Source organism: Porphyrobacter sp. YT40 (assembly GCF_006542605.1).
Taxonomy (GTDB): domain Bacteria; phylum Pseudomonadota; class Alphaproteobacteria; order Sphingomonadales; family Sphingomonadaceae; genus Erythrobacter.
In genome coordinates this window covers 909653-932984 of the sequence record NZ_CP041222.1, presented here as the reverse complement: position 1 = coordinate 932984, position 23332 = coordinate 909653, and the positions used below count along the sequence as shown (strand labels likewise).

General features: G+C 64.4%; 18 protein-coding genes. 14 read left to right on the top strand and 4 right to left on the bottom strand.

Features of this window, described 5'->3' with window-relative positions; genetic code table 11:
- Positions 1-4: 4 nt before the first annotated feature.
- From gltX to rpoB, 4 genes are all read right to left on the bottom strand, one after another.
- On the bottom strand, positions 5-1351 hold the full coding sequence (gene gltX / locus E2E27_RS04435) for a glutamate--tRNA ligase (RefSeq protein ID WP_141457877.1): 1347 nt from the start codon (positions 1349-1351) through the stop codon (positions 5-7).
- Positions 1352-1390: 39 nt separating this feature from the next.
- A complete protein-coding gene (locus E2E27_RS04430) occupies positions 1391-1831 on the bottom strand; it encodes a DNA-directed RNA polymerase subunit beta' (protein ID WP_141457876.1) in 441 nt (146 codons plus the stop codon).
- 155 nt (positions 1832-1986) lie between these two features.
- Positions 1987-6288 carry a DNA-directed RNA polymerase subunit beta' gene (gene rpoC, locus E2E27_RS04425; protein ID WP_141457875.1) on the bottom strand — a complete coding sequence of 1434 codons (4302 nt, stop codon included), beginning with the start codon at positions 6286-6288 and terminating at the stop codon, positions 1987-1989.
- 69 nt (positions 6289-6357) lie between these two features.
- Positions 6358-10548 (bottom strand): DNA-directed RNA polymerase subunit beta, encoded by a 4191-nt coding sequence (gene rpoB, locus E2E27_RS04420; RefSeq protein WP_141457874.1) that lies wholly within the window; start codon positions 10546-10548, stop codon positions 6358-6360.
- Between the two features lie 646 nt (positions 10549-11194).
- On the opposite strand from rpoB, the gene E2E27_RS18625 reads away from it, so the two are divergent.
- The 14 genes from E2E27_RS18625 (at position 11195) to E2E27_RS04360 (ending at position 23310) form a co-directional block, all read left to right on the top strand.
- Entirely contained in the window at positions 11195-11332 is a 138-nt protein-coding gene (locus E2E27_RS18625) for a hypothetical protein (protein ID WP_181443556.1), read from the top strand.
- A 26-nt stretch (positions 11333-11358) separates the two neighbouring features.
- The gene (locus tag E2E27_RS04415; protein ID WP_141457873.1) at positions 11359-11904 is read left to right on the top strand and encodes a DUF2975 domain-containing protein; all 546 of its coding nucleotides are present in this window, start codon (positions 11359-11361) and stop codon (positions 11902-11904) included.
- Complete coding sequence (locus E2E27_RS04410; protein WP_141457872.1) at positions 11904-12140, top strand: helix-turn-helix domain-containing protein; 237 nt, start codon at positions 11904-11906, stop codon at positions 12138-12140. Before E2E27_RS04415 ends, E2E27_RS04410 begins: the two co-directional genes overlap by 1 nt.
- A gap of 66 nt (positions 12141-12206) precedes the next feature.
- Positions 12207-13295, top strand: coding sequence for a type 1 glutamine amidotransferase domain-containing protein (locus tag E2E27_RS04405; protein WP_141457871.1), 1089 nt, complete (start codon positions 12207-12209; stop codon positions 13293-13295).
- A gap of 71 nt (positions 13296-13366) precedes the next feature.
- A complete protein-coding gene (locus E2E27_RS04400; RefSeq protein WP_141457870.1) occupies positions 13367-13654 on the top strand; it encodes a hypothetical protein in 288 nt (95 codons plus the stop codon).
- A 344-nt stretch (positions 13655-13998) separates the two neighbouring features.
- The gene (gene rplJ / locus E2E27_RS04395; protein WP_141457869.1) at positions 13999-14511 is read left to right on the top strand and encodes a 50S ribosomal protein L10; all 513 of its coding nucleotides are present in this window, start codon (positions 13999-14001) and stop codon (positions 14509-14511) included.
- Between the two features lie 71 nt (positions 14512-14582).
- Entirely contained in the window at positions 14583-14960 is a 378-nt protein-coding gene (gene rplL / locus E2E27_RS04390; protein ID WP_141457868.1) for a 50S ribosomal protein L7/L12, read from the top strand.
- A gap of 141 nt (positions 14961-15101) precedes the next feature.
- Positions 15102-15608, top strand: coding sequence for a PEGA domain-containing protein (locus E2E27_RS04385; RefSeq protein ID WP_141457867.1), 507 nt, complete (start codon positions 15102-15104; stop codon positions 15606-15608).
- Between the two features lie 62 nt (positions 15609-15670).
- Positions 15671-15793: a hypothetical protein gene (locus E2E27_RS19160; protein ID WP_286172818.1), complete on the top strand. Its 123-nt coding sequence runs from the start codon at positions 15671-15673 to the stop codon at positions 15791-15793.
- 162 nt (positions 15794-15955) lie between these two features.
- On the top strand, positions 15956-16369 hold the full coding sequence (locus E2E27_RS04380; protein WP_141457866.1) for a curli assembly protein CsgF: 414 nt from the start codon (positions 15956-15958) through the stop codon (positions 16367-16369).
- An 8-nt stretch (positions 16370-16377) separates the two neighbouring features.
- Entirely contained in the window at positions 16378-17352 is a 975-nt protein-coding gene (locus E2E27_RS04375; protein ID WP_141457865.1) for a CsgG/HfaB family protein, read from the top strand.
- Between the two features lie 408 nt (positions 17353-17760).
- The gene (locus E2E27_RS04370) at positions 17761-19704 is read left to right on the top strand and encodes a beta strand repeat-containing protein (RefSeq protein ID WP_141457864.1); all 1944 of its coding nucleotides are present in this window, start codon (positions 17761-17763) and stop codon (positions 19702-19704) included.
- An 82-nt stretch (positions 19705-19786) separates the two neighbouring features.
- Positions 19787-21418, top strand: coding sequence for a Curlin associated protein (locus tag E2E27_RS04365; protein WP_141457863.1), 1632 nt, complete (start codon positions 19787-19789; stop codon positions 21416-21418).
- A gap of 113 nt (positions 21419-21531) precedes the next feature.
- Entirely contained in the window at positions 21532-23310 is a 1779-nt protein-coding gene (locus E2E27_RS04360) for a beta strand repeat-containing protein (protein WP_181443554.1), read from the top strand.
- The last annotated feature ends 22 nt before the right edge of the window (positions 23311-23332 follow it).

Sequence of the window (23332 nt, the reverse complement as noted above, 5' to 3'; positions counted from 1 at the left end):
GCGGTCAGGCGGCGGCGCGGGTAAGCCTTGCGCGCGCCTCGGCCTCGCCGATCAGCGGGAGCAACTCGCCCATGTCGGGGCCGTGATCCATGCCGGTCAGCGCCTGACGTAGCGGCAGAAACAGCGGCTTGCCCTTGCGGCCCGTCGCCTCCTTGAGCGCCGAAGTCAGCGCTCCCCACGGGTCGTCGCCCCACGCCAGCAGCCGCGCGGCCTCGGCCAGGAACGCCTTGTCCTCGGGCGCAAACTCCGGCTGCGTGATCGGGCCGGTCACCAGCCGCCACCAGTCCGCCGCTTCGCCCACATGGGCCAAGTTGGGGCGCACCGCGTGCCAACCGGCGGCATCCATGCCCTCCGGCAGCCGTGCCGCGACCGCCTCGAAGGGCAGCTGGTGGACGATCCCGGCGTTGAGCCGTTCGAGATCCTCCTCGTCGAACTTCGCAGGTGCGCGGCCGAAGGTCGACAGGTCGAAGCTGGCGGTCAGCGCCGCGCGATCGGCGATCGGCTCGACCGGTTGCGAAGTGCCGAGCCGCGACAGCAGGGCGATGATCGCTTCGGGCTCGATCCCGCGCTCCCGAAAGGCATCGCAGCCGAGCGACCCGAGGCGCTTCGACAGCTTGCCTTCCTTGCCCACCAGCAGCGCTTCGTGGGCGAAGCCGGGCAGCGGTTTTGCTGCAGCGAATTGTGCAGTATAAAGTGCGGTAAAGATCTGAATCTGAACAGCTGTGTTCGATACATGATCCTCGCCGCGCAGCACCTGCGTCACGCCCATGTCGATGTCGTCTACGGCGCTCGGCATCATATAGAGCCACGACCCATCGGCGCGGCGAATGACGGGATCGGAGAGCTGCCCCGGATCGAATTTCTGCGCGCCGCGAATGCCGTCCTCCCACGCGATCGGCTCGTCATGATCGAGCAGGAACCGCCAGTGCGGCGCGGTGCCTTCGGCCTCCTTCGCGGCGCGCTCTGCGTCGGTCAGCTTGAGCGCGGCGCGGTCGTAGATCGGCGGCAGGCCGCGCCCGAGCGCGATCTTGCGCTTGATCTCGAGCTCCTGCGCGCTTTCGTAGCAGGGGTAGATGCGCCCTGCCGCCTTGAGCGCGTCAAACGCCGCCTCGTAGCGGTCGAGCCGCGCAGACTGTCGCTCCTCGCGGTCCCAAGTGAGACCCAGCCAGGTGAGGTCGGCGCGGATCGCTTCGACATAGTCCTCACGGCTGCGCTCGGCATCGGTGTCATCGATCCGCAAGATGAAACTGCCGCCCGCCTGCCGCGCCAGCATCCAGTTGTGAAGCGCGGTGCGGATATTGCCGACATGGAGCCGGCCCGTGGGCGAAGGGGCGAAACGGGTGGTGGTCATGGATGCGCGGTAGAGCGCGCCGCAACGCCCCGCAAGGGTTCACACAGCGCGCAATTCCGCCGCCGCCAGCGCCAGAGCGCCCTCCCACAAGCGCGGCATCCGGTCGGCGCGGATCAGGCCGCCAAGTGCGCCCTCGAAGCCAAGGCGGTCGCCGCGGGCAGCGGCGTCGACGAACATCCCGATGGTGGTTTCGTCATGGCTGAGCAACCGGCAGCAGAAGCGCGAGACGTGGATGTTCTCGGGCCAAGTGGCGGAGATCGCCTGCGCGAGGATCAGCGCCTTGGCCGCGATCTCCACCCCGCCAAGCCTGACCGCCAGTTCCGGCACCGGATCACGCTGCAGGCGCTCGTGCAAGGCGATGAGCCGCAGCGCATGGACGAAGCGCCCGCCGATCGGGCCGAGGCTCTCGACCCGTGGTGGCTGCGCCAGCTTGGCGATGATGGCGCGCGTGGCGGTGGTGGGATTTGGTCGACCGGGCATGAAACCTCGCAGGCTTGGCGGGAGAGTCGCGACCATCCTAGCTTCATGCGAATGACTTGCAATAGCGCATTGGACGTATAGCCAAAGAAAAGCCCCGCCGAAGCTTGCGCTCGGGCGGGGCCTTCTCGAAATGCCGCGAGGGCGAGGCGGAGAGCTTACTCTTCGCCTGCGTCCTCGACGTCGGCCGCCGGGGCGGAGCCAGCCATGGCGGCCATTGCGGCCTTCATCTTCTCTTCCGAGCCGATCGCATCGGCTTCCGGCTCGACTTCGCGCTGGCCCGAAGCGGACAGGGCTTCCTGCTGCTTCTTCCACGCCGCCTTCAACGCCGCATCGCGGCTGTTGGCGGTGACGCGCAGACGGTTCATGCCGGCACCCGTGCCCGCCGGGATCAGACGCCCGACGATCACGTTTTCCTTCAGCCCGATCAGCGTGTCCTTCTTCCCTTCGACCGCCGCCTGCGTCAGCACGCGGGTGGTTTCCTGGAACGAGGCTGCCGAGATGAACGAGCGGGTCTGGAGGCTCGCCTTGGTGATGCCGAGCAGCACCGGAGTCCCCGACGCGCCCTGCTTGCCCTTGGCCAGCTTGCCGTTGATCTCGAGCATTTCCGCCAGATCGACCTGCTCGCCCGGCAGCAGGGTGGTGTCCCCGCCATCGGTGATCTCGACCTTCTGCAGCATCTGGCGAACGATCACCTCGATGTGCTTGTCGTTGATCTTCACGCCCTGCAAGCGATAGACTTCCTGGATCTCGTTCACGAGATATTCGGCCAGCGCTTCGACGCCCATCACCTCGAGGATGTCGTGCGGGTTGGGCGAGCCGGAAACAAGGGTATCACCCTTCTTGACGTAGTCGCCTTCCTGCACGTCGATCACCTTGGTCTTGGCGATCAGGTACTCGACGGCTTCACCCTCCTCGGGAACGATCGCGATCTTGCGCTTGGCCTTGTATTCGCGGACGAATTCGATCCGGCCGGAAATCTTGGCGATGACCGAAACGTCCTTGGGCATGCGCGCCTCGAACAGTTCGGCCACACGCGGCAGACCGCCGGTGATGTCGCGGGTCTTGGCGGCTTCGCGGCTCGCACGGGCGAGAATGTCGCCCGCCTGCACCGTGTCGCCATCGCCCACCGACAGGGTCGTGCCCGGAGCGAGCATGTAGCGCGCCGCTTCGGTCTCGCCCCCGCCTTCGCCCAGAAGGGTCATGCGCGGACGCAGGTCTTCCTTCTTCTTGCGGCCCGTCGCCCGGTTCTCGGTGACGACACGCTGGGCGATGCCGGTCGCATCATCCATCTGCTCTTCGAGCGTGATGCCCTCGATCAGATCCTGATAGCGCACGACACCCGATTGCTCGGTGATGATCGGCAGGGTGAACGGGTCCCACTCGGCCAGACGATCGCCGACCTTGACGCTGTCACCATCGCTGAACTTCAGCACGGTCCCGTAAGGCACCTTGTGCATTTCGCGCTCGCGCCCTTCGGCGTCGATCACCGCGATCTCGCCATTGCGGGCGAGGCTGAGGATGCGGCCCTGCTTGTCGGTGATGGTCGGCATGTCGCGATATTCGATCCGGCCATCCGAAATCGCTTCGAGGTGGCTGGTTTCGTTGAGCTGCGCCGCGCCGCCGATGTGGAATGTCCGCATCGTCAGCTGGGTGCCGGGCTCGCCGATCGACTGCGCCGCGATGACGCCCACCGCTTCGCCGATGTTCACCGGAGTCCCGCGGGCCAGATCTCGCCCGTAGCAGGTCGCGCACACGCCCTGTTCGGCTTCACAGATCAGCGGCGAGCGGATCTTGGCGGACTGGACTTCAGCCGCTTCGATATCCTTCACCATCGCTTCGTCGAGCAGGGTGCCCGCCGGAACGATCACTTCGCCGGTCGCCGCGTTGACGATATCCTCCGCCACGGTGCGGCCGAGAATGCGCTCGCCGAGCGAGGCGATCACCGAACCGCCCTGCACGATCGCGCGCATTTCCAGCGCGTTCTGCGTGCCGCAATCATCCTCGACGATGACGCAGTCCTGCGACACGTCGACCAGACGGCGGGTGAGGTAACCCGAGTTGGCGGTCTTCAGCGCGGTGTCCGCGAGGCCCTTGCGGGCGCCGTGGGTCGAGTTGAAGTATTCAAGAACGGTCAGACCTTCCTTGAAGTTCGAGATGATCGGGGTCTCGATGATCTCGCCCGAAGGCTTGGCCATCAGACCGCGCATCCCGGCCAGCTGCTTCATCTGCGCCGGGCTACCACGCGCCCCGGAGTGGCTCATCATGTAGATCGAGTTGATCTGGGCTTCCTTGCCCGTCTCGCCGTCGATCGGCTGCGCCTTAATCTCCGCCATCATCGCGTCGGCGACCATGTCACCGCACTTCGACCAGGCGTCGATCACCTTGTTGTACTTTTCCTGCTGGGTGATGAGACCGTCCTGGTACTGCTGCTCGTAACCGGCAACCAGTTCCTTGGTCTCCTCAACCAGCTTTTCCTTGGCGTCGGGGATGATCATGTCATCCTTGCCGAAGGAGATGCCGGCCTTGAACGCGTGGCGGAAGCCCAGCGCCATGATGGCGTCGGCAAACAGCACCGTGTCCTTCTGGCCGGTGTGACGATAGACCTGGTCGATCACGTCGCCGATCTCGCGCTTGGTGAGCAGGCGGTTGACGATGTCGAAGGGCACCTTGTGGCTCTTCGGCAGGCATTCGCCGATCAGCATGCGGCCCGGCGTGGTGACGAAGCGCTTCATTTCCACCACACCGTTCTCGTCGGCCTGCGGGACGCGGGCGATGACGCGGGTGTGGAGCGTGACCGCCTTGGTCTCGAGCGCCTGATGCACTTCGGCCATGTCGGCAAAGCGCGGCAGCTTCTCGATCTTGGTGCCGTCCTTCTCTTCGATGAATTCCGGGTGCTTCTCCTGCCGCTCCATCGAGAGGTAGTAGATCCCCAGAACCATGTCCTGCGAAGGCACGATGATCGGCTTGCCGTTGGCGGGCGAGAGGATGTTGTTGGTCGACATCATCAGCACGCGCGCTTCGAGCTGGGCTTCCAGCGACAGCGGCACGTGGACCGCCATCTGGTCACCGTCGAAGTCGGCGTTGAAGGCCGAGCAGACCAGCGGGTGCAGCTGGATCGCCTTGCCTTCGATCAGAACGGGCTCGAACGCCTGGATGCCCAGACGGTGGAGCGTCGGCGCGCGGTTCAGCAGCACCGGGTGTTCGCGGATCACCTCGTCGAGGATGTCCCAGACTTCCTTGCGCTCTTTCTCGACCCACTTCTTCGCCTGCTTCAGGGTCATGGAGAGACCCTTGGCATCCAGTCGCGCGTAGATGAACGGCTTGAACAGCTCGAGCGCCATCTTCTTCGGCAGGCCGCACTGGTGCAGCTTCAGTTCCGGCCCGGTCACGATCACCGAACGGCCCGAATAGTCGACGCGCTTGCCGAGCAGGTTCTGGCGGAAGCGGCCCTGCTTGCCCTTGAGCATGTCGGAGAGCGACTTCAGCGGACGCTTGTTGGCGCCGGTGATGACGCGGCCACGGCGGCCGTTGTCGAACAGCGCGTCGACCGCTTCCTGCAGCATGCGCTTTTCGTTGCGCACGATGATGTCCGGCGCGCGCAGTTCGATCAGGCGCTTCAGGCGGTTGTTGCGGTTGATCACGCGGCGGTAGAGATCGTTGAGATCCGAGGTCGCGAAACGGCCACCGTCCAGCGGCACCAGCGGGCGCAGCTCGGGCGGGATGACCGGGATCACTTCGAGGATCATCCATTCGGGACGGTTGCCCGAATCGATGAAGCTTTCCACGACCTTCAGACGCTTGATGATCTTCTTGGGCTTCAATGCCGACTTGGTGGTCGCCAGCTCTTCCATCAGCGCATCGCGCTCGGCCTCGAGGTCGAGCTGCATCAGCATGGTGCGCACGGCTTCCGCGCCGATATCGGCGGTGAAGGCGTCTTCGCCATACTCGTCCTGCGCTTCGAGGAGTTCATCCTCGGTCAGCAGCTGGTACTTCTCCAGCGGGGTCAGGCCCGGCTCGGTGACGATGTAGCTCTCGAAGTACAGCACGCGCTCAAGCTGCTTGAGCTGCATGTCGAGCAGCAGGCCGATGCGCGAGGGCAGCGACTTCAGGAACCAGATGTGCGCGACGGGCGCGGCCAGTTCGATGTGGCCCATGCGCTCGCGGCGAACCTTGGTCACCGTGACTTCGACGCCGCACTTTTCGCAGACGACGCCCTTGTACTTCATGCGCTTGTACTTGCCGCACAGGCACTCGTAGTCCTTCACGGGGCCGAAGATGCGCGCGCAGAACAGCCCGTCACGCTCCGGCTTGAAGGTGCGGTAGTTGATCGTCTCGGGCTTTTTGATCTCGCCATAGGACCACGAGCGAATGCGCTCCGGCGAGGCGATGCCGATCTGGATCTGGTCGAAGGTTTCGGGCTTCGCCAGCTGGTTGGTGAATTTGGTCAGGTCGTTCATGACTGTGTTCCCTTAGGGGGATGAAATTCGTTTGCGGCGGTGACGGGGGGCGCTCAGGCCCCCTGCCCCTTACTCCGCTGCCTCCAGCATCTCGCCGTCGTCGTCCTCGTCGAGGATCGACTTCAGTTCGACATTGAGGCCGAGGCTGCGCATTTCCTTCACGAGCACGTTGAAGCTCTCAGGAATGCCGGCCTCGAAGGTGTCGTCGCCCTTGACGATCGCTTCGTAGACCTTGGTGCGGCCGACCACGTCGTCGGACTTCACCGTCAGCATTTCCTGCAAGGTGTAGGCCGCGCCGTAGGCCTGGAGCGCCCAGACCTCCATTTCCCCGAAGCGCTGGCCGCCGAACTGCGCCTTGCCGCCCAGCGGCTGCTGGGTGACGAGCGAGTAGGGGCCGATCGAACGGGCGTGGATCTTGTCGTCGACCAGGTGGTGGAGCTTCAGCATGTAGATGATGCCCACGGTCACCTTGCGGTCGAACGCCTCGCCGGTGCGGCCGTCGTAAAGGACGGACTGGCCCGAGGAGTCGATCCCCGCCTTGACCAGCATGTCCGAAACGTCGGCTTCACGAGCCCCGTCGAACACCGGGGTCCCCATCGGCACGCCGGCCGAAAGGTTGCCCGCCAGCTCGACGATGTCGGCGGTGGTGCGGCTTTCGAGATCCTCGAAATACTGGTCGCCGTAGATGTCCTTGAGACGATCCACGACCGCAGCCGGCGGCGCGACATTGGCGTAATCTTCGGCAGCGTTCGGGTTGGCCTTGTGCCATTCCGTCAGCATGTCCTTGATTTCGTGACCCAGAGCGCGGGCAGCGAAGCCGAGGTGCGTCTCGAAGATCTGCCCGACGTTCATGCGCGACGGCACGCCCAGCGGGTTGAGCACGAGGTCGACATGCGTCCCGTCGGCGAGGAACGGCATGTCCTCGATCGGCAGGATGCGGCTGATGACGCCCTTGTTCCCGTGGCGGCCGGCCATCTTGTCGCCCGGCTGCAGCTTGCGCTTCACAGCGACGAAAACCTTGACCATCTTGAGCACGCCCGGAGCGAGTTCGTCACCGCGCTCCAGCTTTTCCTTGCGGTCCTGGAACTTGGCATCGATCAGCGCGACGGCTTCATCGTACTGGCTCTTCACCGCCTCGATCTGCGCCTGACGACCATCATCGGCGACGGCGAACTTGAACCACTCGTGCCGCTCGATCCCCTCGAGCATTTCCTCGGTGATCTCGTCGCCCTTCTTCACACCCTTGGGCGCTGCCGAAGCGGTCTGGCCGACCAGCATGTCGCGCAGGCGGTTGTAGGTCGCACGGTTGAGGATGTTGCGTTCGTCCGCCGCGTCCTTGCGGAGGCGTTCGATTTCCTCGTTCTGGATCGCACGGGTACGGTCGTCGATCTCGATCCCGTGGCGGTTGAACACGCGCACTTCCACGACCGTGCCGGCCACGCCCGGCGGCAGACGCAGCGAGGTGTCGCGCACGTCGCTCGCCTTTTCGCCAAAGATCGCGCGCAGCAGCTTTTCTTCCGGAGTCATCGGCGATTCGCCCTTGGGCGTGATCTTGCCGACCAGAATGTCACCGGGGTGAACTTCCGCACCGATATAGACGATGCCCGCCTCGTCGAGGTTGCGCAGGGCCTCCTCGCCGACATTGGGAATGTCGCGGGTGATGTCTTCCGGCCCGAGCTTGGTATCGCGGGCCATGACTTCGAACTCCTCGATATGGATCGAGGTGAAGACGTCGTCCTTCACGATGCGTTCGCTGATCAGGATCGAGTCTTCGTAGTTGTAGCCATTCCAGGGCATGAAGGCGACGAGGCTGTTCTTGCCAAGCGCCAGCTCGCCCAGATCGGTCGAGGGGCCGTCGGCGATGATGTCGCCGGCTTCGATCACGTCACCCACCTTCACCAGCGGACGCTGGTTGATGCAGGTGTTCTGGTTCGAACGCTGGAACTTCTGGAGCGTGTAGATGTCGACGCCCGACTGGCCGGGTTCGACATCGCCGATGGCGCGGATCACGATGCGGGTGGCGTCGACCTGGTCGACGATCCCGCCGCGCTTGGCCGCAATCGCCGCGCCGCTGTCACGCGCCACGGTTTCTTCCATGCCGGTGCCGACCCACGGCGCTTCCGCCTTCACGAGCGGCACGGCCTGACGCTGCATGTTGGAACCCATCAGCGCGCGGTTGGCGTCATCGTTTTCCAGGAACGGAATGAGCGATGCCGCAACCGAGACGAGCTGCTTGGGGCTGACGTCCATCAGCGTGACCTGCTCGCGCATCGCCATCAGGTTGTCGCCGTTGTGACGCGCCGAGACCAGCTCTTCCACGAAGGAGCCGTCCTCGTTCAGCTCGGCCGAAGCCTGCGCCACGGTGTGCTTCTGCTCTTCCATCGCGGAAAGGTAGATCACGTCCGCGGTCACCTTGCCGTCCACCACCTTGCGGTAGGGGGTTTCGATGAAGCCGTACTTGTTGACGCGGCTGAAGCTCGCGAGCGAGTTGATCAGACCGATGTTCGGGCCTTCGGGCGTTTCGATCGGGCAGATGCGGCCGTAGTGCGTCGGGTGAACGTCGCGCACTTCGAAGCCCGCGCGCTCACGGGTGAGACCACCCGGCCCGAGCGCCGAAACGCGGCGCTTGTGGGTGACTTCCGAGAGCGGGTTGGTCTGGTCCATGAACTGCGAGAGCTGCGAGGAGCCGAAGAACTCGCGCACGGCAGCCACGGCGGGCTTGGCGTTGATGAGGTCGTTCGGCATCACGGTGCTGACGTCGACCGAGCTCATGCGCTCCTTCACGGCGCGCTCCATGCGCAGCAGGCCGACGCGGTACTGGTTTTCCAAGAGCTCGCCCACCGAACGCACGCGGCGGTTGCCGAGGTTGTCGATGTCGTCGACTTCGCCCTTGCCGTCCTTGAGGCCGACAAGCTCCTTCACCACCGCGAGGATATCTTCCTTGCGCAGCGTGGTGATGGTGTCTTCGCACTCGAGGCCCAGACGCATGTTGAGCTTCACGCGGCCCACGGCCGAGAGGTCATAGCGCTCGGCGTCGAAGAACAGGCCTTCGAACAGCGCTTCGGCGGTTTCCTTCGTCGGCGGTTCGCCCGGACGCATGACCTTGTAGATCGCTTCGAGACCCTCGTCGCGGTTCTCGGCCTTGTCGGCCTTCAGCGTGTTGCGGATCCACGGACCGGTGTTGATCTCGTCGATGTCGAGCAGCGGGAAGCGATCGACGCCGGCCTTGTCGAGCGTTTCGACATGTTCGAGCGTCACTTCGTCACCGGCTTCGATGTAGATGCGGCCGGTGCTCTCGTCGATCATGTCGGCGGCGGCATAGCGGCTGACGACTTCCTCGGTGGGAAGCAGCAGTTCGGCAAGGCCATCCTTGGCGGCCTTGTTGGCCGCGCGCGGGCTGATCTTCTGGCCGGCGGGGAACACTTCCTCGCCGGTGGCGGCATCGACCAGCGCGAAGGTCGGCTTGGCGCCGCGCCACTGTTCGGCCACGAAGGGGATCTTCCACCCGTCCTTGGCGCGTTCCCACACCACGGTGTTGTAGAAGTGCGCAAGAATGTCCTCGGCATCGAGGCCCAGCGCATAGAGCAGCGCGGTGACCGGCAGCTTGCGCTTGCGGTCGATGCGGACATTGACGATGTCCTTGGCGTCGAACTCAAAATCGAGCCACGAGCCGCGATAGGGGATCACGCGGGCGGCGAACAGCAGCTTGCCCGACGAGTGGGTCTTGCCGCGATCGTGATCGAACAGCACGCCCGGCGAACGGTGCATCTGGCTGACGATCACGCGCTCGGTGCCGTTGATGATGAAGGTGCCGTTGTCCGTCATCAGGGGCATGTCACCCATGTAGACGTCCTGCTCCTTGATATCGAGGACCGAGCGGGTTTCGGTTTCGCTGTCCACCTCGAACACGATCAGCCGCAGCGTCACCTTCATCGGGGCGGCATAGGTGATGCCGCGCTGACGGCACTCGGTGGTGTCGTACTTGGGCTCTTCGAGCTCGTAATGCACGAAATCGAGCTCGGCGGTGCCGGCGAAATCGCGGATCGGGAAGACGCTGCGCAGGGTCTTTTCGAGGCCCGAGACATAGCCGGTAGCCTTGTCCGAACGCAGGAACTGCTCGTAGCTTTCGCGCTGAACCTCGATCAGGTTCGGCATCTGCACCACTTCGTGAATGTCGCCGAAGATCTTGCGGATGCGCTTCTTGGCGGTCCCTTGCGCCTTGCGGCTGCGGGTGACGGGCGGCTTCGCCTTGGTTGCCATGAGAGAGTGGGCCTCTTCAATTGGGCCGCGCGGGGGATGGCCGCGCGGACGGGGAAAATCGCTGTGCTCCACGCGAAAAAGCCGCCATTCCGAACGCGCAAAAGCTGCTTGCCCAGCCCCGCGCGTCTCGCAGGTCGGCAGCAGCATTCATCCAGCGTCGCGATAATGGCGTATCGCCGCTTCCATCCGAAAGCCGATTCCCGCGCATGAATCGGCCCTGCTCGAAGCGGGCGAGGGCGCGATGTAGGAGCGCCTCCCCGCCCTGTCAATGCCGCGTCGGGGCGAAACGGTCCCGTGTCGGCGGGGCTTTCCTACTGGTTTCGCGAAGCGCACCCTGCCTTGCGCGCCTTTCGCGCGGCTCTTTCTCAAGTTTCGTCTCCAGCCGCCCCCGCACGGCCCTGCGTTTTCGCGCCGCGCATGTATGTCCGTCCGCTGCACACTAACGGCTTCAAACCCATGTATCGGAACGAGAAATCGCCATGTTGGGAAAGTGACGCGGCGTCACCTTTGTCCGGCTTGCCCCGCGGTACTTATCGCGAAACGACGCGAGCAATATCGTTTTTCAATATTATTGATTGACGATAAGCCGCGAATCGGGTTAGAGGGGTTTTATCGAATTACGATGAGTAACCGAAAGGAAAACGATATGACCCGCCTGACCAACAGCGCTCTTGCCGTCTGCGCTGCCTTCGTCCTGTCGATCGCCTCGATCGGCGCAATCGTCACCGTTCCGCCCGCGCAGGCCGCAGCGCCCGCAACGATCGCCGTAGCGGAACTCGCCTGAGCCAACGGACAAGAGGAGACCTCACGATGCACGCTCCCCGAAAGGACCCGCTGCTGCTGGCGGGCAAGACGCTGACCCTGCTGATCCAGGGAGCCATGGCGCTCGCCGCAGCCGTGATCGTCCTGGTCGTCCCCGCCATCCTGTTCAGCAAGGACGAGATCAATGCCGAGGTGATCGCCGAAGTCGGGCCCGATGCGCTCGCCATGCCGATCCTGCCGCTCATGCTGCTGCTCGCCAGCGTTCTGGTGGTGGTGGCGCTGGTGTTCCTGTTCTTCGGGAAACTGCGCGGCATCATCGACACGGTGGCGGCAGGCGATCCCTTCGTCCCTGAAAACGCCGACCGCCTCGCCGTGATGGCTTGGTTGCAGATCGCGATCTACGTCGCCAAGCTAGCAGCCGAACGCGCCGCTGTCGGCATGGCCAGCTGGGCCAACCAGTTCCGCGAGGTGAAGGTGGACACATCCTTCGACATCGACGTGATCCCGATTCTGCTGGTGCTCGTCCTCTTCATCCTCGCCCGCGTGTTCCGCCACGGCGCCGCAATGCGCGAAGACCTCGAAGGGACCGTGTGATGCCCCCTATCAACGACGATCTCGAAGGAGCCCGCATCATGGTCAAGCTCGACGACCTGCTCCACGCCCGCCGCATGACGCTGACCGAACTGGCCGAGCGGGTGGGCCTCACCCTCGCCAACCTGTCGATCCTCAAGACCGGCAAGGCCAAGGCGATCCGCTTCTCCACCCTCGCCGCGATCTGCCGCGAGCTGGAATGCCAGCCGGGCGACCTGCTCGCTTATGAAGCCGACTGACCCGGCACCGGGGGCCGCCGTGACAACCGGCGGCCCCACCCTTTTCCTCACAATCCGGAGAATGTCATGGTCCGCTGGATCACCCTTTTCTGCGCTCTCTTGCTGGGCGCCTTTCAAGCCCACGCCGCCCCGCCCTCCGACCGCATCTTGCTGGTCGTCAGCAGCCACGGGCGAGACGATGGCAGGACCCAGCCGGGCTTCGAGATGGACGAACTCTCGCAAGCCTGGCTCACCTTCCGCGCCAATGGCCTTGCAGTGGACATCGCCAGCCCGGCAGGCGGCGCGGTCGTCGCCGACGCGCATGACCCGGCCAAGCCCTATAACGCCGCCTTCGCCGCCGATCCCGAGGCGCAGCGCAAGCTGGCCGCGACCCTGCCCCTCTCCACCGCAATGGCGGGGCAGTATGCCGCCATTATGGTGATCGGCGGCAAGGGCGCGATGTTCGACCTGCCGTTCAGCCAGGTGTTGCAAAGCCTGCTGGTCGAGGTCGAAGCGCGCGGCGGGGTCGCGGCGGCGGTGTGTCACGGCCCCGCGGTCTTCGCCCGCATCCGCAACGCCGATGGCTCGCACTGGATCGGCGGCAGACAGGTGACCGGCTTCGCCGACGAGGAAGAAGCGATGTTCGGCAAGCAATGGGTACCGCACTTCCCCTTCCTGCTCGAAAGCGAGCTGCGCCGTCTCGGCGCGCGGTTCTCCGATGCGCCGATCATGCTGCCCCATGTCGTGACCGACGGGCGGATCATTACCGGGCAGAACCCCTTCTCGGTCGCGGCGGCTAGCGATGCGGTGGTCGCTGCGCTTGGTCGCCAGCCTGTCCCGCGCACACCGTGGGCGGACGAACGCAGCCTCGGTCTGGTGGCGCGGGCCATCGCGGGCGACACCGCGCCGCTGGCTGCTGCGCTCGCGGCGGGCGGAGCGGAGACCGATGTTCCGCTGGTGGCGATCTGGGGCTATTACCGCGCCCTTCAGGCAAAGCGCGATCCGGCGATGCTGGCCCCGGCGCTGACGGTGATGGAACTGGCCCAGCCGCACTTCCCCGAACCGCAGCTCGATGCCGCGATCGCCGAGGCGCGTGCCACCCTCGCCGCGCCCTGCCGCCGGCCGGAGGGCCAGTCGGGCGATCTGCCGACCTGTGACGAGGCCGATGCCTCCTGATGTTCGGAACGCTGCACTTGCAGCAGGCGCAACCAATGCCCTATGGGCGCCCCGCTAACAGGAGAAACCCAATGAAGCGTATCGCACTTGTCGCCGCCCTTCCCTTCGTTCTCGCGCTCGGCGCCTGCAACGGTCAGCAGGAAGAAATCGGCGAAGCGCAGGACGATGTCACCGAAGCGCAGGGCGAAGTGATGGATTCGGCGTCGGGCATGGTGGAAGACCAGGCCGAGCTCGCCGACGAACAGGCCGATGTCGCCGAAGCGGAAGGCAAGCCCGCCGAAGCCGCCGCGCTCGAGAAGAAGGCCGACGAGCTCGAAGCCAAGGCCGAGAAGATGGAAGACACCGCCGACGGGATGTAAGTCCCGCCGCGCCGGGTGGCGGCGCGTCGCGCTCCGGCTTGACATTGCCGCCTACCTCTTTAAGGGCTCGCCGCGATCGGCGGGCCCTTTTCGGTTTGCCGCTCATCCGTCCGAGACAGTTGGTGACCGGGATTTGCCGGTCTTAATCTCCAGCCTAGACGGGGAAACGAGATTTCGCAGCGGATGGCCAAGCGCGGTCCGATCTGCACGTGCCCGATGGCACACCCTCCTTCCCTTTCGACGGACTCGCCCGTGTTCGGAGCCTTCGCGGCGCCGTTGCGCGGACATAACGTAGCCGGTCGCGCGGGAGCCATCCCTCGCGGCCATTTGTGAAGGAGTATGGCATGGATCGTTCGCAGAAAGCCGACGCGGTTGCCCAGCTCAATGCGGTCTTCAACGAGGTCGGCGTGGTGGTTGTCACCCGCAACCTCGGCATGACGGTGGCCCAGTCCACCGCCCTGCGCGGGAAGATGCGCGATGCTGGTGCGTCCTACAAGGTTGCGAAGAACCGTCTCGCCAAGCTCGCCGTTGAAAACACCGACTATGTCGGGCTCGGTGACATGCTCACCGGCCCGGTCGGGCTGGCCTGGTCGACTGACCCGGTCGCGGCCGCCAAGGCCGTTGTCGATTTCGCCAAGTCGAACGACAAGCTCGAGATCGTCGGCGGTTCGATGGGTTCGGTCGTTCTCGACGAAGCCGGGATCAAGGCGCTTGCCTCGATGCCCAGCCTCGACGAGCTGCGCGCGAAGCTCATCGGTCTGGTCAACGCCCCGGCGACGAAGATCGCCCAGGTCGTTACCGCACCCGCCGCGAAGGTCGCCCGCGTGTTTGCCGCTTACGCGGACAAGGCAGCCTAAGAGACGTTTTTCGCCAGACGAAACAATCTTTTGGGGCAAATCCGCCCCGCCACAATTTGGAGTGAACCATCATGGCCGATATTGCCAAGCTTGTTGAAGAACTTTCGAAGCTGACCGTGCTCGAAGCCGCCGACCTCGCCAAGGCCCTCGAAGAAGCATGGGGCGTGAGCGCCGCTGCTGCTGTCGCGGTTGCCGCTGGCCCGGCTGCGGGCGGCGACGCCCCGGCTGCCGAAGAGCAGACCGAATTCGACGTCATCCTGACCGGCGACGGCGGGAAGAAGATCCAGGTCATCAAGGAAGTCCGCGCCATCACCGGCCTGGGCCTGACCGAAGCCAAGACCCTCGTGGAATCGGCTCCGAAGGCGCTCAAGGAAGGCGTGAACAAGGCGGAAGCCGAAGAAATCAAGAAGAAGATCGAAGAAGCCGGCGGCACCGTCGAGCTCAAGTAAGCTCGATCCCGCGGTCTTCGACCGACACAGGAAAGGCGGCGCCAGCGATGGCGTCGCCTTTTTTGTTGGCCGGGCCATATGTTGGCGTTAACTGGGCGGGTTGATCCCGAGGGGGGATCATCAAACAGGGAACGCAAAAATATGAAAATGAAGTCTCTGGTGCTCGCCATCGCGGCGGGCACTGCGCTGTCGGGCTGCGCCACGGTCATGAACGGCACCAACATCGACTACATGACCGAAACCGACCCCACAGGCGCGGACATCGTGTTCCTGAACGGGCTCAAGTGCACCTCGCCCTGCACGCTGGAACTGAAGCGCGGGGCCGATACCCGCGTGGATATCTCCAAGCCGGGTTACGAGCCGGTTTATGTGCTGATCCAGTCGCGGCTGGCCGGTTCGACCTTCGGCAACATTCTGGCCGGCGGGATCATCGGCGGCGTCGTCGATGGCGGCAATGGCGCGAGCAACACCCTCGCCCCGCGCCCGCTGAGCGTGCGCCTGGCGCCGGTCGGATCGGGCCAGAAGGCGATGCTGCTCGACAAGGAAGGCAAGGACCTGATGACCGTCGACGAGCACAACGACAAGGTCCGCGCAGACGTCGCCAAGACCATCGGCAGCCAGTCGGCTGGGCTGGGCGAAACCGAGTGATCGCCTGAGCGATGCGGGGGGCGGTGCGAGCGATCGCGCCGCCCCTCTGCTTTGCCGATGCGATGCCCGCAATCATCGCCGCAACCGCCCTGATCAGGGTGATTTTTCGCACAAACATCCATTTTGGAGGCATCATCCGCCCCCTCGGCAGGGCGGGAATTAATGAAGGATTTGCAACCGTCTAGGAACCGGACGATTCCGCGATGGCAGGCCGAAGTTACTTTACACCCTGTTAATAACCCCTAACATTGCCTTACCGAGTCGCCGAGTCGAAAGACTTCGAACGTCAAATGGGGAAAATACCCCAGTCCCACGTTCCTTGGTTAAGTTTGGGGGGTTTCATGTTGATGTGGAAGACAGGCCTTTTGGCGTGCGCCGTTGCCTTTGCGGCGCCGCTGGCAGCGCAGGATCTGGTCCACGAACCGATCAGCCCGACCTTCGGGGGCAATCCGTTCAATTCCCAGCATGTGCTTGGCGTGGCCAACGCCAACAACGATTTCCGCGATCCGCGCGCCGCCAGCAGCAACTCCCAGGCCGACATCTTCGCCCGGCAGCTGCAATCGCGGTTGCTCTCGGCGCTGTCGTCCCAGATCGTCGATGCGATCTTCGGTGACAATCCGCAGGAATCCGGAACGATCAGCTTCGGCGGCCAGACGATCGAGTTCTTCCGCTCGCTCGAAGAGGTCACGCTGATCATCCGCAACGACACCACGGGTGAGGAAACCCGCATCGTCGTGCCGCTGTTCATCGAAGTGAATTGAGGCGGGACATGCACAAGCTTGCATCCCTTGCTCTCGTTTCCCTCGCCGCGCTGGGCATGGGCGGCTGCATGAGCATGCCGCAGGACGGGCGCAACTCGCTCGCGACCACCACGAGCCTCGCATATTTCCCGAAGAAGACCCAGACCCAGACCCTGCTCAACCAGCTCCCGCCGCCGCAGCGGCCGGTGGCGATCGCGGTCTATGGCTTCACCGACCAGACCGGCCAGTTCAAGCCGAGCGAGACGGGGCAGACCCTGTCGCGCGCGGTGACGCAGGGGGCAAGCTCTATCCTCGTCAAGGCGTTGCAGGATGCGGGTAACCGCAACTGGTTCACCGTGGTCGAGCGTGAGCGGCTGGATAACCTGCTGAAAGAACGCCAGATCATCGGCGAAATGCGCAAGCGCTATCTGGGCGAGCAGGAAGTCGATCCCAATGCCCTGCCCGCACTGCTGTTTGCCGGCGTGCTGCTGGAAGGCGGGATCGTCGGTTACGACACCAACACCGTGACCGGGGGCGCGGGCGCGGCCTTCCTCGGCATTGGCGCGCGGACCGAATACCGGCAGGACACGGTAACGGTGTATCTGCGCGCGGTTTCGGTGCGCACCGGCGAAGTGCTGGCCAATGTCACCGCCTCCAAGACCATCGCCAGCCAGGCGCTGGGGGCGAGTGCGTTCAAATTCGTCGCTTTCCGCGAGCTGCTGGAGGCCGAAGCCGGCATCACCTCGAACGAGCCCGATCAGGTCGCGCTCCAGCAGGCGATCGAGAAGGCGGTCTATGGCCTCGTTCTCGAAGGCGTGGAGCTCGACCTGTGGCGCTTCAACGACATGGCGGCGGCCATGCCGCTGCTCGCCGCGTACCGCGCCGAGCGCGATGGACTTTACGACGCCAGCGACATCCAGAAGGCGGTCAAGCGGGCAGGCTCGCTCACCGCGCTGACGGTGGTCGATGGCGACAAGGACGATGAAAGGCGTGACGGATCGTGACGCCTTGATGGGGGAATTGCGCAAGCCCTGAGACGGGGCTTCGCGGTACAACCGGAAGAGCGTGAGAAACGCCGGCCGGGCCGCAAAAAACAAAGCACGCAAAGGAGCGGCAACTCCGATGCGCGCGAGTGAATGGTATGCGATCACCAGAATGGCTCGGCGTCTGATGCGCCGTGGCCAATGCTCGGTATCGCCTATCGCTAGGGCGGATGCAACCATGATTACCGAGCGGTTCATTGCAGACAGCACCACCACTCCCGCCCCGGCGCTTGCGCCCGGCGCGGTGGCGGCTGTCTGCACGGCCCGCGCTCCCCGCCCTACCACCCGATTTCACGCAACTGCGGCGCACGCACGCCCGCGGGGCTGGAACCTGTCGCACACTTTTGAAAACGCTGAAGGAAACGAATAATGAAGAAGACAATCAAGGCGGGTGTTTCGCTGATGGCGCTGTCGCTGGCCGGGGCGGCGCTGGCGCAGGGGGTGCCGAACACCTCTGACGTCGAGCAGACCGGTTCGGGCGAAGTGGCGTCGGTCACACAAGGCGGCACCGGTACCAACACCAGCGACATCGATCAGGACGGCAGCAACAACGAGGCCACCGTCTCCCAGACCAGCACGTCGGGCGATGCCAACAGCTCGACCATCCTGCAATCGGCCACCGCCACCGGCAACACCGCCACCGTCACCCAGACCGGCGAGGGTAACGACAGCGACGTCACGCAGGACGGCGAGGACAGCGACGTCGAAGTCACGCAGGATGGCACCGACAACGTCTCGGCCATCACGCAGAATGCCTTCGAGGCGAGCACCATCGTCAACCAGAACGGCAACGCCAACTTCTCCGATGTCGGTCAGACCGGCGACAATGCCAGCGTTCTGGTCAACCAGACCAACAGCGATGGCGTGATCGACGGGAACGATAGCTTCGTCACCCAGAGCGGCGACGATGCTTCCGCGACCGTCGGCCAGAACGGCCAGGGCAACGTTTCGACCATCACGCAGACCGGCAACAGCTCGCTGACCGATGTCAGCCAGACGGGCACGGGCAACAGCTCGACCGTGAGCCAGGGCGGATTTTCGGCGGATGCCTTCGTGATCCAGAACGGCACCGGCAACCAGTCGACCATCGGACAGACCGGCATCGGCTCGGAAACCAGCGTCACCCAGAACGACACCGGCAACGCTTCGACCGTGACCCAGTCGGGCTCGTTCTCTTCGACCACCGTCAACCAGAGCAATCTGGGCACCGGCAACACCTCGACGGTCAGCCAGTCCGGCTCGCTGTCGCAGACCACCGTCAATCAGAGCGGCGCGGGGGGCAATGCCTCGACCCTGACCCAGTCGGGGCTCGGCGCGGTCGCGGTGATCAACCAGACGGGTGACGGCAACGTCTCGACCGCGAGCGAAACCGGGGCGGGTTCGAACCTTGCCGTGACCCAGATGGGCACCGGCAACATCTCGGGCGTGACCCAGAACGGCGCGGGTTCGGAAGTCGATATCTTCCAGGACGGCACCAGCAACGTCTCGTCGGTCACCGGCACCGCGATCGGCGCGACGGTCGACGTCAGCCAGACCGGCACCGGCAATGACAGCTCGGTGTTTCAGGCGGGCGGTCTGCTTGGCGCAGTGGGGGCCGATGTCGAGGTCATCCAGAACGGGACCACCAACGTCTCGATCGTGCGGCAGCTGGCCGGCGGTGCGGAAGTGGGTGTGAACCAGAACGGCACCAGCAACTTCTCCGATGTGGTCGGCATTGCCAACAACTCGGACGTCACGATCGATCAGGACGGCATCGGCAACCGTTCGGAAGTCGATCAGAACGCGGTCAATCTGCCGTTGTCTGCGGCGCTCAACGAAAACCAGAGCGCGAGCGTCACCCAGAATGGTGAGGGCAACACCCAGCGCCTCAACCAGTACGGTCGCAACCAGATCGCCGAGATCACCCAGATCGGCGACGGCAACGTCTCGGGCGCTCCGGGTGGCGCGGTCGGGATCACGCAGGTCGGCGAGAACCAGACCGCCACCCTGCGCCAGGAAGGCGATGGCAACAGCTCGGTGATCAATCAGGGCACCAATGGCAGCCTGACCTTCATCACCGCCGCCGCGAGCGACGGCAACACCGCCAATGTCACGCAAGGCGGCGATCAGGGCACCTCGAGCGTCACCCAGAACGGCGATTTCAACACCGCCAATCTGACCCAGCTCGATGGTGGTCTGCTGAACGAATCGACCATCACCCAGCTCGGCACCGGCAACACCGCCAGCGTCACGCAGGGAAGTGACGATAACACGTCAAACGTGAGCCAGACCGGCACGGGCCACACCGCGACCGTGTTCCAGGGCCAGCCGTAACCGCCGCAGATGCCAGCCGGGTGAGAGGGCGCAGCCTCACCCGGCCCCGGCATCCTGTCTCTTTTTTCAAGGACACTGAACCATGAAGACCTTTCTCGTAAGCAGCGCATCCCTCGCCGCTCTCGCCATGGCCGCTTCGGCCGCTGCGCAGAGCACCTCGACCCTCGACCAGATCGGCGATGGCAATACCGCCACCGTAGGCCAGACGGGCACCAACACCTCCGACGTCGATCAGAACGGCGAGGGCAACTTTGTCGACGTGGCGCAAAGCGGCGCCGGCAACAGCTCGACGATCGATCAGGACGCGATCGCGGCCAGCGCCGACGTCACCCAGACCGGCAACGACAACACCTCGAACATCACCCAGACCGACGGGGATCCGCGCGGCACCATCGGGCTGATGCCGCATGACCCCGAGGCAATGGTCGAGCAGACCGGCAACAACAACCGCTCGGACATTTCGCAGATCAACATCACCGGCAACTTCAACTCGAACGCGCATGTGAAGCAGACCGGCGACAACAACATCTCGAACATCATCCAGGACCTGAGCGTCGGGATGCAGAACGGCTCGCTGCGGGCCACGGTCGACCAGCGCGGCAATTCGGACTCGCTGATCGACCAGTCGGCGACCGCCGATCACTCGCTCAACCTCAACGCCCGGGTGACGCAGACCGATTCCACGTCGACCGTGACCCAGCTGGCCGCGGGGGACCGTTCCTCGCAGCTCAAGGCGACCGTCAATCAGCAGGGCTTTTCGGACTCGATCATCGAACAGACCGCCTCCGGCTTCCGGTCGGGCGATCTCAACGCCAACGTGACCCAGCGGGGCGGCGCGATCTCGCGGGTCGAACAGAATGCGGGCGGCGATGAATCGGTGAACATGGACGCGATCGTCACGCAGAACGGGGCGAGCACGTCGAACATCACCCAGACCTTCAACAACGACGGGACCAACACCTTCCTTGCCGTCGTCAACCAGCAGGGCGCCGGCAACCTGTCGAACGTGACCCAGCGCGACGAAGGCTTCGGGGAGATCGGCAATGCCGACGGCGGGCTTGAAGCCAACGTCAACCAGACGGGCGATGGCAACACCTCCAATCTGGTGCAGGAAAACAAGAGCGCCTTTGCCGACATCGACCAGACCGGCGATGGCAACAATGTCCTCGCCTTCCAGGGTGCGGCCGGCAACGACCTGATCGTGCTCCAGTCGGGCGATGGCAACACCTCGAACTCGAGCCAGACCGGGCTCAACAATGCAGCCGACGTGCTGCAGGCGGGTATCGGCGCGACGTCTACCATCAACCAGTCGGGCCGCAACGATCTGGCCTTCGTCGATCAGCTGGTCGGTTCGGATGGCTCCAGCTCGACCATCACCCAGACGGGCGCGGGCGGGCCGCGTTCGGAAAACTCGGCCAGCGTCACGCAGGGCGGAGCGAGCAACGTCTCCTTCGTCACGCAGGATGGCTTCAACAGCACCGCCGAACTGACCCAGCTCGGCAGCGGGAACGAATCGAACATCACCCAGACCGGCACGGTCGATGGCTTCGGCAACAGCGCAGACGTGCTGCAGTCGGGCAACGGGAACGAGTCCAACATCACCCAGACCGGCTCGCTCAATGCGGCGAGCGTGACCCAGTCCAGCAACAGCAACCTGTCGAACGTCTCGCAGACCGGCACCGGCAGCACGGTGACCGTGACGCAGGGGTTCTGAACCCGATCGATCCGGGCGGGGGCCATGCCTCCGCCCGCAATAGCATAACGGGGCCAACCCCGTGTCGCATAAACGAATGAAAGCAAATCGCTCACTTCATGGAGGATATTGATATGAAGAATACCATTCTTGCCGGCGCTTCGGTGCTGGCCCTCGCCTTGGCCGCTCCGGCCCTTGCGCAGAACGTGTCGACCGTCGACCAGACCGGCAATGCCCAGACCGCCACGGTCACCCAGAACGGATCGGGCAATGATTCCGACGTCGATCAGGACGGCGACACCAACACCGCCACCGTCACCCAGACCGGCACCGACGGCGTGTCGGGTGTCGACCAGGACGGCGCCGGCAATCAGGCCACTGTCAACCAGACGTCGATCGCAGGTTTCAGCAGCGTAACTCAGGACGGCGACAACAATGTCGCCAACGTCACGCAAGATGATGCCTCGGCGAACGGCACGATCGGCGCCCTGCCCGAAGACCCCGAGGCCCGCATCACCCAGCAGGGCAACGGCAACGATTCCTCGATCAGCCAGACCAACGTCGCGTCGAGCTTCAACCTGATCGCTGACAGCATCCAGAACGGTGACGACAACATCTCATCGATCACGCAGGAAGCCAACGGCCCCGGTTTCACCGGCACGCTGCGCGCGACCGTTACCCAGAGCAATGGTGCGGATTCGACCGTGTTGCAGGAAGCCAACAATGGTTCGAAGAACTTCCGGGCCGATGTGACCCAAGATGATTCGACCTCGTCGGTGATCCAGACCGGAAACGCCTCGACCGGCGCCAACAACCCGGCGCTGCGCGCGGTGATCAACCAGACCGGCGGATCGGATTCGGGCGTGACCCAGACCGTCAATGGTGCCGGCGGCGGCGATCTGTTCGCCAGCGTCACCCAGTCGGGCGGCGCGACATCAAGCGTTACCCAGTCGGCCAATGGCGCCAACTCGGTCACGCAGGACGCCATCGTCAATCAGACCGGGGCGAACGATTCGTTCATCACGCAGACCTTCAACGGTGCCGGTTCGAACACCTTCCTCGCCACGGTCACCCAGACCAACAGCAGCAACGTGTCGAACATCACCCAGAGCGACTTCACCTCGGCGCCGGATAGCGGGCTGACCGCGACCGTCACGCAGAGCGGTTTCGACAATGACTCGACCGTGAACCAGCTCAACAAGAGCGGAACGGCAACGGTCATCCAGTCGGGCGACCTGAACGACGCCTTCGTCGATCAGAACGGTGCCGGCATGGATGCCGACATCCTGCAGAGCGGCACCGAGAACTTCGCCGACGTCAACCAGAACGCGCTCAATTCCTCGGCCGATATCGATCAGTTGGGCACCAGCGACATTGCCACCGTCAACCAGTTTGGCGCGCGCAATGATGCAGCGGTGATCATCCAGCAGGTCAGCTCGATCGACAACGAAGCGACGATCAACCAGAACGGTGTCAGCGGCTCGCAGGGCTTCAGCACCGCCACGATCGATCAGAGCGGTTCGCTGAGCGATGCGACCATCACCCAGAACGGCACGCGCAACGATGCGACCACCACCCAGTCGGGCGTGAACAACACCAGCACGACCACCCAGACCGGGACCGGGACCGGCACTCCGCCGCCTGCGCTCTACAACGTCGCCGAAACCATCCAGTCGGGTGACAACGGCACCTCGCTGCTCAGCCAGAACGGGCTGTCGAACGATGCCTTCCTCAACCAGTCGGGCGACGACAACTATGCCGATGTCTCGCAGACCGGGATCGGTAACGAATCGGACATCCTGCAGAGCGGCAACAACAATGATGCCTTCGTGACGCAGACCGGCAACGGCAACGCCTCGACCATCAACCAGCTCGGCACCAACAGCACCGCCACGGTGACGCAGGGCAACTGATGCCAGGGCGCCCGGGCGAAGC